This window comes from Thiopseudomonas acetoxidans, assembly GCF_030362935.1.
Classification (GTDB): Bacteria; Pseudomonadota; Gammaproteobacteria; order Pseudomonadales; family Pseudomonadaceae; genus Thiopseudomonas; species Thiopseudomonas acetoxidans.
The window spans coordinates 37,196-49,247 of sequence record NZ_JAUCDY010000003.1; the positions used below are offsets into that span (position 1 = coordinate 37,196).

13 protein-coding genes are annotated in these 12,052 nt (G+C 48.4%); all 13 read left to right on the forward strand.

The window, feature by feature from the left end; genetic code table 11:
- Positions 1-2 precede the first annotated feature (2 nt).
- The 13 genes from QEZ41_RS03450 (at position 3) to QEZ41_RS03510 (ending at position 11,980) form a co-directional block, all read left to right on the forward strand.
- Entirely contained in the window at positions 3-2,792 is a 2,790-nt protein-coding gene (locus QEZ41_RS03450) for a monovalent cation/H+ antiporter subunit A (protein WP_289409993.1), read from the forward strand.
- On the forward strand, positions 2,792-3,133 hold the full coding sequence (locus QEZ41_RS03455) for a Na+/H+ antiporter subunit C (protein ID WP_289409994.1): 342 nt from the start codon (positions 2,792-2,794) through the stop codon (positions 3,131-3,133). Before QEZ41_RS03450 ends, QEZ41_RS03455 begins: the two co-directional genes overlap by 1 nt.
- Positions 3,130-4,623: a monovalent cation/H+ antiporter subunit D gene (locus QEZ41_RS03460; RefSeq protein ID WP_289409995.1), complete on the forward strand. Its 1,494-nt coding sequence runs from the start codon at positions 3,130-3,132 to the stop codon at positions 4,621-4,623. Before QEZ41_RS03455 ends, QEZ41_RS03460 begins: the two co-directional genes overlap by 4 nt.
- Before the next feature lie 3 nt (positions 4,624-4,626).
- The gene (locus tag QEZ41_RS03465; RefSeq protein WP_289409996.1) at positions 4,627-5,115 is read left to right on the forward strand and encodes a Na+/H+ antiporter subunit E; all 489 of its coding nucleotides are present in this window, start codon (positions 4,627-4,629) and stop codon (positions 5,113-5,115) included.
- Positions 5,112-5,381 carry a K+/H+ antiporter subunit F gene (locus QEZ41_RS03470; protein WP_289409997.1) on the forward strand — a complete coding sequence of 90 codons (270 nt, stop codon included), beginning with the start codon at positions 5,112-5,114 and terminating at the stop codon, positions 5,379-5,381. The genes QEZ41_RS03465 and QEZ41_RS03470 overlap by 4 nt, the downstream gene beginning before the upstream one ends.
- An 8-nt stretch (positions 5,382-5,389) precedes the next feature.
- On the forward strand, positions 5,390-5,677 hold the full coding sequence (locus tag QEZ41_RS03475; RefSeq protein WP_289409998.1) for a Na+/H+ antiporter subunit G: 288 nt from the start codon (positions 5,390-5,392) through the stop codon (positions 5,675-5,677).
- Between the two features lie 81 nt (positions 5,678-5,758).
- Positions 5,759-7,075, forward strand: a complete 1,317-nt coding sequence (locus QEZ41_RS03480) for a DEAD/DEAH box helicase (protein WP_289409999.1) — start codon at positions 5,759-5,761, stop codon at positions 7,073-7,075.
- Positions 7,076-7,122: 47 nt separating this feature from the next.
- Positions 7,123-7,767 carry a bifunctional 4-hydroxy-2-oxoglutarate aldolase/2-dehydro-3-deoxy-phosphogluconate aldolase gene (gene eda, locus QEZ41_RS03485; protein WP_434556786.1) on the forward strand — a complete coding sequence of 215 codons (645 nt, stop codon included), beginning with the start codon at positions 7,123-7,125 and terminating at the stop codon, positions 7,765-7,767.
- The gene (locus QEZ41_RS03490) at positions 7,758-8,207 is read left to right on the forward strand and encodes an acyl-CoA thioesterase (RefSeq protein ID WP_289410001.1); all 450 of its coding nucleotides are present in this window, start codon (positions 7,758-7,760) and stop codon (positions 8,205-8,207) included. The genes eda and QEZ41_RS03490 overlap by 10 nt, the downstream gene beginning before the upstream one ends.
- 4 nt (positions 8,208-8,211) lie before the next feature.
- Positions 8,212-9,168, forward strand: coding sequence for a tRNA dihydrouridine synthase (locus tag QEZ41_RS03495; protein ID WP_289410002.1), 957 nt, complete (start codon positions 8,212-8,214; stop codon positions 9,166-9,168).
- Positions 9,169-9,633: 465 nt separating this feature from the next.
- Positions 9,634-10,458, forward strand: a complete 825-nt coding sequence (locus QEZ41_RS03500; protein ID WP_289410003.1) for a helix-turn-helix transcriptional regulator — start codon at positions 9,634-9,636, stop codon at positions 10,456-10,458.
- Positions 10,459-10,584: 126 nt separating this feature from the next.
- Positions 10,585-11,187, forward strand: coding sequence for a type I-F CRISPR-associated endonuclease Cas1f (gene cas1f, locus QEZ41_RS03505; RefSeq protein ID WP_289410004.1), 603 nt, complete (start codon positions 10,585-10,587; stop codon positions 11,185-11,187).
- A gap of 127 nt (positions 11,188-11,314) precedes the next feature.
- The gene (locus QEZ41_RS03510; RefSeq protein ID WP_289410005.1) at positions 11,315-11,980 is read left to right on the forward strand and encodes a hypothetical protein; all 666 of its coding nucleotides are present in this window, start codon (positions 11,315-11,317) and stop codon (positions 11,978-11,980) included.
- The last annotated feature ends 72 nt before the right edge of the window (positions 11,981-12,052 follow it).

Here is a 12,052-nt window from a genome sequence, read left to right on the forward strand (position 1 = left end):
GCATGTTGGTTGCTTTACTGTTATTGCCATTTTTCTGTGCCTTGTTGGTACTTTTTTTGGCTAACCGTCCGCGTCGATTAATCGTGGCGCTATCCAGTGTTGCTCCAGTATTAGGCTTGCTTTTGTTAGGCAGCAAAGCGCGTGAAATTTTGGGTGGTGAGGCTATTTGTGCGCAACAGGCTTGGCTGCCAAGCTTGGGACTTAATCTTAATTTTTGCTTAGATGGCTTAAGTTTTCTTTTTTCTCTCTTAATTCTCGGCATAGGCCTGCTGGTCATTATCTATGCACGCTATTACATGGCGGAGCAGGAAAGAGTCGCCAAATTCTTTGCAAGCCTGTTACTGTTTATGGGCGCCATGCTGGGTGTGGTGCTGTCGAGTAACCTGTTGCTGATGCTGATGTTTTGGGAGCTGACCAGTCTTTCTTCATTTTTACTAATTGGTTTTTGGAGTCAGCGTGCAGAAGCTCGTGCTGGTGCGCGCATGGCGCTGGCGGTTACCGGTGGTGGTGGGCTGGCGTTGTTAGCCGGTATTCTGCTGCTCGGTAATATAGTGGGCAGTTATGAGTTGGCCGACGTCATTGCAGCCAAAGAGCTGATTCTTGCACATAAACTCTATCCCATTACCTTGATTTTGGTGCTGATCGGCGCATTCACTAAGTCCGCCCAATTTCCTTTTCACTTTTGGTTACCCCATGCCATGTCGGCACCGACCCCGGTATCTGCGTACTTGCACTCAGCGACCATGGTGAAGGCCGGGGTGTTTTTGCTGGCGCGTTTATACCCAGCGCTTGCTGGAACGGATTGGTGGTTCTATCTGGTTACCTTTACTGGACTGGTGACATTGTTAATTGGTGCGATTACGGCGCTGTTCCAACACGACCTTAAAGGGTTACTGGCGTATTCCACTGTCAGTCATTTGGGTCTGATTACCATGCTGTTTGGTATCGGATCTGACTTAGCGCCCGTGGCGGCTATTTTCCACATTATTAACCATGCCACCTTTAAAGCCTCTTTGTTTATGGCGGCAGGAATTATTGATCATGAAACTGGCACTCGTGATATGCGGCGTATTAATGGGCTGTGGAAATACATGCCCCATACCGCGCTGCTGGCGATGGTGGCGTCTTCAGCGATGGCGGGTGTGCCTTTGCTGAATGGTTTTTTGAGTAAAGAAATGTTTTTTGCCGAAACCCTACACCAGCAACTCTTGGGTAGTTTTAGTTGGTTGATTCCTGCCTTGGCAACAGCAGCTGCTGTGTTTTCGGTCGCTTATTCACTGCGTTTTATTCATGATGTGTTCTTTAACGGTGAGCCCATTAATTTGCCGAAGTTTCCACCACATGAACCGCCGCGCTATATGAAAACACCGGTCGAAATACTGGTGTTCTTATGCTTGTTAGTGGGCATGTTGCCGGCCTATAGCGTGTCGGGTTTGCTAGCCAGTGCCGCGCAAGCCAGTTTGGGTCACGCACCGCCTGAATATAGCCTCACGATTTGGCATGGCTTAAATACGCCGCTACTGATGAGCACGGCTGCGATGTTGGGTGGGATTTTGATTTACCTGTTTAGACGACCGCTCTATGCATGGTATGACGGACTTCCCAGCTTAAACGCATTGGACACCTTCAAGTATTTTTTACAGCGCTCAACGGCGCAATCCTCACAGATTGTGGCACGCGTGCAAGCTGCTTCATTGCAGCGATTTATAGCCATTGTTTTGCTAAGCGTGTGTGCTGTAGTGCTGTGGAAGCTGTTGCCCATGACGCGCCTCAGTGGTGATGAGCCCTTGTCACCGGTGGACCCGCTCACCCTAATTGGTCTGGCGGCCATGGTGCTGACGGCGCTGCTAACTGTTATGTATCACCGCCAACGCCTGATCTCACTAACCACCTTAAGCGTGGTGGGGCTGGTTACTGCGATGTTGTTTGCACGCTTTTCTGCTCCGGACTTGGCATTAACGCAGTTAGTGGTGGAAGTAGTGACCATTTTATTAATGCTGCTGGTGCTGAATTTTATTCCGGAAAAATCACCGATAGAAAGTAGTAGTCTGCGACGCTTAAGGGATTTTTGTATAGCCTTGGTTAGTGGTGGTTTGGTGGCGGTGTTGACCTATGCCGTGCTCACGCGCCCCTTTAGCAGCATTGCTGATTACTACTTAGCTAACAGCGTCAGTGGTGGCGGTGGCACAAACGTGGTCAATGTGATTTTGGTCGACTTTAGGGGCTTTGATACTCTGGGCGAAATTAGCGTCTTGGCCATTACGGCAATGGCCGTCATGGCGTTGTTACATGGCTTACGACTGCCGCACAGACGTACGGATCATCATGGAAAATTTTGGGCAGCACACAGCCATTACCTGATGCTGAAAATTCTAACCCGACTCTTGCTCCCTTTAGCGTTATTGGTTTCCGTGTTTATGTTTTTGCGCGGTCATAATGAGCCGGGTGGTGGTTTTATTGCCGGTTTGATTACCTCAGTTGCGCTAGTGTTACTGCAGGTAAGCTCTGGACAGGCATGGGTTGAGCGACGCATCAAGTTTAATTACCGTGTGATGGCTTCAGCTGGAGTGTTATTGGCGGGCTTTACCGGGTTGGCCAGCTGGTTTTTTGGCAAGCCGTACCTCACCTCGGCCCACGGCAGTGTGACTATTCCTTGGTTGGGTGAAATGGAGTTGGCTTCTGCCATGGTGTTTGACCTGGGTGTGTATTTAACCGTGGTGGGCGGTACGTTGTTAATTCTGAGTAGTCTGGGTCGTCTAGGCCACTATGTTAAGTTACCGGAGGGCAAATAATGGAGCTATGGATTGCTTGCGCCATTGGCGGCCTAGTGTTTTGCGGCGTGTATTTGATTTTGCGTGCGCGCACCTTTCCCGTAGCCTTGGGCCTTACGCTGTTGTCGTACGCCATTAATATCTTTCTGTTTTCCATGGGCCGTTTAAAAACAGGCCAGCCTGCAGTGATTGGCACCTCGGCTAGTTATACCGATCCTGTTCCGCAAGCCTTGGTGTTAACCGCCATTGTGATCGGATTTGCGATGACGGCGTTTTTACTGATTTTATCCCTGCGCGCCTATGTGATTTTGGGTACGGACCATGTGGATGGTTCTGAGAAAAATAAACAGGAGGCACCGTGAGTCATTTAATTGTTGTGCCTTTTATTTTGCCTTTGTTGATTGGCGCATTATTAAGCTGGGTAAAAGACGAGCGCATCAGTCTGCAGCGCAACATTAGCCTTGCTGCTAGCTTGGCATTGCTCGTGGTGGCTTTGCTGCTGTTGAGCATGGCCGAGCAGGGTGGTATTCAGGTGTATAGCATGGGTAACTGGCATGCACCTTTTGGTATTGTTTTGGTGCTGGACCGCCTGAGTGCTTTGCTCTTAGCCACCACTGCGATGTTGGCGCTGTGGGTGAATTTTTATGCGCTAGCTGGGGATGACCAACGCGGGCGCAATTTTCATGCGTTGTTTCAGTTTCAATTGGCTGGCATTAACGGTGCTTTTTTAACGGGTGACCTGTTTAACCTATTTGTCTGCTTTGAGATTTTACTGATAGCCTCTTATGCTTTGCTACTGCATGGCTTGGGTGCTGAACGACTCCGCTCTGCGGTGCATTATGTAATTTTAAACCTAGTGGGTTCGAGTTTGTTTCTGCTCGGCGCGGGATTGTTTTATGGCGTGGCTGGTACGCTTAACATGGCGGATTTGGCACGCTTTGTGGCGCAAGCGCAGGGCGACGAGCGATATTTATTGCAGGCTGCAGGCTGGGTGTTATTACTGGTGTTTGGCTTAAAGGCTGCTTTCTTACCGCTACACTTTTGGTTACCGCGCGCCTATGCCAGCGCTACAGCACCGGTGGCGGCTTTGTTTGCCATTATGACTAAGGTGGGACTGTATGCGATTTTACGCATGACGACCTTGGTGTTCGGGGGACAAACAGGCGCTGCAGCAGGTTTTGGTTTGGATGTGCTGTTTGTAATTGCGCTGTTGACCATGATGTTGGGCGCATTAGGCGCTTTTGCTGCGGGAACGCTGCACAGCATGCTGGCGTATTTGGTTCTAGTATCCGTAGGTACGTTGCTGGCAGGTATTAGCATGGGTTCTGAGGCGGCGCTTACTGCCAGTTTGTATTACTTATTACACAGCACCTGGGGCATTGCTGGCCTGTTTTTGTTGGCAGACTTGATCGCTAAACAACGCGGCAAGCTCAAGGGGATTTTTCGCACAGGCGCGCCGCTATTAACTCCAGCTCGAATGGGTGCTTTGTTTTTTGTGGGTGCTGTGGCCACTGCAGGTTTGCCGCCGTTTTCTGGCTTTGTCGGCAAACTCAGTTTATTGCAAGCAGCGCAGGGCATGCAGCAGGGCTTTCTTTGGGTAACGGTATTACTAGCGAGCTTGGTGGTTTTACTCGCCCTCAGCCGCGCTGGTAGTGTTTTGTTTTGGCAGCACACAGGCGCAATTGATGAGCATGCGCGTTTTAGCACGCCTGCTTTTGTCAGTGCCGTGGCACTTATCGGTAGTGGCGTGTTGCTAGTGATTTTTGCTGAGCCTGCACTGGCTTTTTGTCAGGCTAGCGCGCAACAGTTATTGCAGTCCGAGCTGTATTTACAGCAGTTAGCAGGAGAATAGGCAATGGGGGATTGGTTTAAGCAACCCATGCTCAGCGCGCTGTTATTGCTAGCGTGGCTATTGTTGGTGGACAGTTTCACCTCGCCCGGTCAATGGGTGTTTGGTGCGATTTTGGCGTTGGCGATTCCTCGACTAATGCAAAACTGGTGGCTGCCCGGACCAAAAATACGAAGCTGGTCGGCCTTGGTAATTTTTTTTTGGCGTGCATTGATCGATATTGTTTTGGGCAATATAGAAGTGGCACGTTTAGCTTTGGGACCACAGGCTAAGCTAGAGCCTAAATTTGTTGAGTTTTACACTGAACTTAATAATGATCTGGCGATTTTTATGTTGATGAGCGCCATTTCGCTGGCGCCGGGCTCGGTGTCGACCTGTTACAACAGGGAAACCAAGCGAATTGAAGTGCATGCACTGCACTGCACCGATGTCGACGCATTGCGTGCCGGTATTCGGCAGCGCTACGAAGTACTCTTGCAGCAGGTGTTTATATGATAGGCGTGGTTATCTGGATCAGCATGCTGATGATGGGCGTGGCGTTTGTGTTAAACCTTGTACGCTTAATCAGAGGTCCCGCCATTGTTGACCGGGCTTTGGCGGTGGATACGCTGTATATCAACGGTTTAGCTATTTTGATTTTATTTGGGATGGCGCTGGATAGCCGATTGTTTTTCGAGGTCGCTTTGTTAATCGCGCTGTTTGGCTTCTTCAGCACGGTGGTGATCAGTAAATACATTCTGCGCGGTGATGTGATTGATTAGGGTGAGTCATGAATTTTTTTGTTGAGCTAGTGGTGTGTTTCTTTCTAATGGTCGGCAGCTTTTTTGCATTGGTTGGCTCGATTGGTTTGTTTCGCTTTAAAGACTTTTACATGCGCTTGCACGGTCCCGCCAAAGCCACCACTCTGGGTGTGGGTGGGATCCTTATCGCATCCATGATTTATTTTAGTTTCGCCCATGGCGGATTGTTGGTGCACGAATTGTTGGTAACGTTATTTTTGGTCATTAGTGCGCCGGTTTCTGCTTATATGCTGTCTGCGGCGGCTAAGCGAAGCTAATTAAATCTTCGTCAATCTCATACAGCACCAGCAATTTCATGTAAGATTCCGTGTTCGATTAATTATGTTTTAGGGTTGCCAATGTTTGCAGAGTTATGGTTACACGAGCGTCTATTAAAAGCGCTGGCTGAGTTGGAGTTTAGTGAGCCAACAGAGGTGCAAAAACAAGCCATACCGGTTGCTCTGCAAGGCCGCGATTTGCGTGTAACAGCGCAGACCGGTAGTGGCAAAACAGCCGCCTTTGTGTTGCCGATATTACATCACCTGCTAAACCAAGAAGAAAGCGCCCACGCAACCCGTGCACTGATTATTGTACCTACGCGCGAGTTGGCGCGACAAATTACCGATGAAATCGAGCGTTTTGCACGTTTCACCTTTATCAAAGCCACCATGCTCATTGGCGGTGAAGGTTTTAGAGAGCAAGCCGCCGAGTTGCGTCGTGTACCAGAAATTATCGTGGCCACTCCGGGACGCTTGCTAGAGCATATTGAAGCCGCCAGTTTTCCTGCTAAAGAAGTGCGTTGGTTGGTGCTGGATGAAGCAGATCGCATGCTGGACTTGGGCTTTGCGGATGCGATGCAGTCCATCATCAAAGCCTGTGAACTGCGTGAACAAACGCTGTTGTTTTCTGCCACCACCGGAGGACGTGTACTGCGTGAAATTACCCAGAGCCTATTGCATGAGCCTGTGCATTTAATGCTCAATCCAGTTTCACAACTAAGCGAATCTACACGGCAGGAATTCATCACAGCAGAAAGCTTTGCACACAAAGAGCAGCTGTTAGCTTGGTTGCTGGCCAATGAAACCTATCGCAAAGCCATAGTTTTTACCAATACACGCATCGCTGCAGATAAGCTGTATGGCCGCCTGCGCGCTCAAGATTTTCGTGTGTTTGTTTTGCATGGTGAAAAGGATCAGCAAGAAAGAAAACAAACGTTACTGCGTTTTAGTCAGGGCAGTGAGCGGGTACTGTTAGCTACAGATGTAGCAGCGCGCGGATTGGATATTGAAGGAGTTGATCTGGTAATTAACTTTGATATGCCGCGTTCCGGTGACGAGTACGTACACCGTATTGGCCGTACGGGGCGTAGTGGTAATGAAGGTTTAGCGATTTCACTGATTGAACATTTGGACTGGAATTTGATGTCCAGTGTTCAGCGCTACCTTAAGCAAGAGTTCGAAAAGCGCGTACTGCCGGGCTTGAAGGGCGGTTATCACGGTCCGAAAAAAGTAAAAAGCTCGGGTAAAGCCGTTGGCGTGAAAAAGAAAAAAAATACGGCTAAAGGCGGAGCTAAGAAAAAGGCAGCGAAAAAACCCAATAGACCCCGCAGCGCACCCAGCAAACCGGCCGTGTTTAGCGATGACGGTCATGCACCCTTGCGTAAAAAGCAGCCCTAAGCAGGGGGTTGCTGCCACTGTCCCATACTGTGGTTAAGGAATAATTGATGCACAGCATAGAGCAGATACTCGCTAAGGCTTATCCCGTATTACCGGTCTTAGTGGTTAACCAGCCCGATACAGCGATTGCGTTGGCGCAAGCGCTACATCAGGGAGGTGTGCAGGTCTTAGAAATCACCTTAAGAACACCGCAAGCGCTTGAGGTGGTCACGACTTTGCGTCAACAACTGCCAGAGCTTCTAGTGGGGGTGGGGACTGTGGTGCAAGCAGAGCAGTTTGAACAGGCCAAGCAAGCAGGCGCGCAATTTGCCGTAAGCCCAGGGTTTACGCCGCAATTGGCTGACGCTGCACAAGCCAGCGCATTACCCTATTTGCCCGCCGTAATGACGCCTTCTGAGGTGTTGCACGCCATGGAGCATGGCTATCGTACGCTAAAGCTATTTCCTGCCAGTCTTGAAGGTAGCCTAAAGTTACTGGACAGCTTTAAAGGCCCCTTTACCGATATCAAATTTTGTCCTACAGGCGGTATTCAGCTCGATAACCTGTTGAGCTTTCTTAAGCTACCCAATGTGATTTGCTGTGGCGGCAGCTGGTTGGCACCGGATGCTTTGGTGCGGGCTAATGATTGGCGGCAAATAACCGCCTTGGCGCAACAGGCGCAGGAGTTAGCGAGGAGTTTGGTATGTGTTTAGAATGGGATTGGCCTGCGCCATTTCAAAGCAAGTTTCAAGCAAGTGCTGAACAAATCGACGAGCTAAACCACGTCAATAACGCTGTCTATGTACAGTGGATGGAAGATTGCGCGTGGCAGCACTCACAAAGCTTGGGCTTGGATGTCAAACGCTACCAAGAATTGGACCGTGGCATGGCAATAGTGCGCCATGAAATTGATTACCTCGCCAGCGCGTATTTGGGTGAAGAACTGTGCATGGGTACTTGGATTGTTACACCCGACAATCGCCTGAAAATGGATCGCCTGTTTCAACTGATTCGTCCTGCCGATGGTGCTACTTTGCTGCGCGCCCGCACGACTTTTGTTTGTGTGCAGCTCACCACCGGTCGCCCAAAGCGCATGCCGGAAGAGTTTTTGGCCGGTTACGGCAAAGCTTGGCGTGATTTGGATAAGGACTGACCCAGTGGAAATCGCTTTAGCCCCCATGGAAGGCTTAGCCGATGCCATGATGCGCGACCTGCTCACGCGCCAAGGCGGTATCGACTGGTGCGTGACCGAATTTATCCGCATCACCGACACGCTGCTACCACCGTCAATCATTCAACGCATTGCACCCGAACTAAAGCAGGGCAGCGCAACGGCAAGCGGCACACAACTGCGCGTGCAATTATTGGGTTCTGATCCTGTTTGCTTGGCTGAAAATGCCGCACAAGTAGCGCAACTGGGTGCCTCTGTCGTGGATTTAAACTTTGGTTGTCCCGCCAAAACTGTTAATAAATCCAAAGGCGGCGCGATTTTGATGAAAGAACCTGAACGCTTATTTCGTATTGCTGAACAAGTGCGCGTCGCTTTACCCAAACACACACCTCTCACCGCCAAAATGCGCTTGGGTTATGACAACACAGACACTGCGCTAGATTGTGCGCGCGCGTTGGCGCAGGGCGGAATTGCACAGCTGGTGGTGCACGCACGCACCAAAACAGACGGTTATAAACCACCAGCGCACTGGGAGTGGATTGCCAAAATTCAAGACGTGGTGGATGTGCCAGTCATGGCGAATGGCGAGGTGTGGTCGGTGGCGGACTGGCTGCGTTGCCGTGAAGTCAGTGGTGTGCAGTCTGTGATGATTGGTCGGGGATTGGTGACGCAACCGGATTTGGCGCGGCAAATCCAAGCGCTACAGCGTGGCGAATCTTATCAGCCACTAACTTGGGAAGGCTTGATGCCACTGATACAGGAGTTTTGGCAGCGAGTGCGCATCAACGTCACCCCGCGCCAAGCACCGGGCCGATTAAAACAATGGCTGGCGCTATTAATGCGTAACTATCCCGAAGCGCAGCAGTTATTTAATCAAATCCGTCGTGAAACCGATGCCAATGTTTTGGACGTACTTTTACTTGGCAACACAGCTCAAACATAAATAGCCCTTCGCATTTAAGGGTGTAGATGATTTCTAAACCCTCCTGACTTCAGCAAGCACCTAGCTATCAGTCCTACTGTAAAGCGGTTTACACGCAGCCGGTCGCTTGGCACAGCTCTTGTGGGAGCGCAACTCTTGCGCGAAACAAACCATCCCGCCACACCAAACCTTAATCGCGCATAAGATGCGCTCCCACAATCCCACAACTCCACAGTAAAGCAAAGCGGTTTGCACGCAGCCGTTCGCTTGGCACAGCTCTTGTGGGAGCTTACATTTTCCAGATTCCCCAACATTTTTCCAGCTGGCCAGATTTTTTCTACTCCCTTAAATACGAAAAGCCACATAAATAACTCACACTAATCAACTCATTAACTAATAGTTGCATAGCTATTGTTGATTGTTGATAACTTAGTAAACTACTCTGAATGCAGGACAGCACCTAGTGCTTATTCAGGATGTTTATATATGAGTGGTTTAAAGTACGACCCTTTTAGCTGGCTTATCGAACTCTTGGCCTATTGGGAAGGGCGCGTACAGCCAGCACAGCTAGCAAGTATTAAAGCGATCAGCCGCCAGCAAGCTAGCAAAAAACTAAAGGACTTTTTATCTGAAAACCCCGAGGCACTGCACTACCACAGCCGTGAAAAGACCTACCGCCCGACCAATAAGTTTTTTCCGCGGCACATCAATTGTGACGTGGGGGAATACCTCAGCTGGGTAACAGGGCAGAGCGCACATCACGATGCTATCCCCGCCAATATATGCCTAGAGCCGCCCAGACGTCCCATCACTCCTGAACTTATGCGCCCATTGATGCAAGCCTTGCGCGAAGGACGTCGTGTAGAAGTCAATTACGTTTCTATTAGCAACCCTAATGACGAGGGACGCATTATCGTGCCGCACCATCTGGTCAATACCGGCCAGCGTTGGCATTTGCGTGCTTGGTGCGAAAAAAGTAAAGGCTTTAGAGATTTTGTTCTGGCGCGCTTTCAAGAAGTTGCCGAGCTACTAGATAAAAGCCCTATTTCTGCCAGCGATGATGAGGCTTGGCACACACAAGTCCGCATTATAATCGCCCCCGATCCACGCCTCAGCGAGTCGCAACGCAAAGTACTCGAGCACGAGTACGACATGCACGACGGACAACTAGAGATCCATACTCGCGGCTGTTTAGTCAGTTATAAGCTACAGCTTTTAAATATAAACCCCCGCATTTATGAAGCCGACGCTAAGGCTCAGCAACTGATCATCGTCAACAAAGACGACATTCAACCATGGTTATTTGGCTGAAATAGTGCGGAAACACAAAACACTGTCAAGTTTGATTACGGTGTTTTTGTACAGTGTTGCTATTTAGTTTCATTAATCGCAAAGTGTCTTTAGCTTATAAAAATAGTTCTACAAGGGTAAAGCTACATGGATGATTTATCTGCTTCAGATCTGAAGGCTATCCTGCACTCAAAACGAGCCAATATTTATTACCTGCAATACTGCCGCGTAATGCAAAAAGACGGGCGTGTGCTTTACCTTGCTGAAGATGACAAACAAAACAGCTATTACAACATTCCCATAGCCAACACTACCTGCCTGTTACTGGGTACAGGAACCTCCATTACTCAAGCAGCCATGCGAATGCTAGCTCAGGCAGGTGTACTGGTTGGTTTTAGTGGTGGCGGCGGCACTCCTTTGCTAATGGCTAGTGAAATAGAATGGTTGTCCCCTCAAAGTGAATACCGCCCTACCGAATATGTACAAGCTTGGCTCAGCTTTTGGTTTGACGAGCAAAAACGCCTCGCAGCCGCAAAAGAACTCCAGCAAGCACGCTTAGGTTTTTTGCAAAAAACTTGGGCTAAGGATAAAGACTTAAAGCTGGAAGGTTTTGATTCAACTAATCTGGCCATCGCACAGCTGTTGGAAAGCTTTGTATTGCAAATAGATAAAGCAGACCGAGTGGGGAAGCTGTTACAGCTTGAAGCAGAGCTGGTGTTGAGTGATAATGGCTCCGCATCTATTCATTAATAGTGTTGCACTCAGATTTAGAAACCGCCGTATTTTTATTATTGCTATGCTAATTATAAAGTAATCGTCTGCCTTTATAGGTAAACCTCACGAACAAATCCTGTTGATTAATGAAAAGAGACTTAGAATGAAAAGAAATATTATCATTACGATTTTAGCTAGTGTTGCTGTTGTTGGATGCCAAGAGAAGCCGAAGTTTAGCTGTGAAAATAGTATTGTCACAGAAAAGGTTGTAGAGCTGCAAACCAAGGTATTTAACGAAGTGATTTCTGTTCCAGGTTATAAGCAAATGTTATTCAACGCAATGCCGGAAATACCTGGCTATGACTTTATAATGGAAGATGATCATCAGAATATTAAATTTAAATTGCAAGCTATACGCACCATAAGCCAAGATAAAGAGCTTGGCAACTATGAGTGCAAAGCTATTCTTTATGCCGAAAAAGGTGGAGAAAAATCGGAAACTGAAATTATATATAAATCTGAGTCTACAAATGGTGGAAAAGATACATATGTCCAAACGCAGCCATTGAGCGACTATCAAGTTGGAGCTCTTGCAGCAGTAATGATTAAACAGAAAGAATATCATGAAAAAACGACAAGAGGTACGATTGATTATGGGACGTTAAGCTCTTCAGTGGGAGATTTCTCATTTGCAACCGAATCTGATGTTGGAAATATTATTTTTGATAAGTGCAGCGTTATGGACGAGTGCGAGGTTAAAGCGAAAGTAGAAGAAACTGAATTTGGTTATATTGTAAGAAAAGTAATAGACGTGAAAAAAATAAACTAAGCCAAAATTTATTTTATGTTGAATCTCTACAACAGCTCAGCGCATGAAGTCATTTTGTAGATATATTGAAGT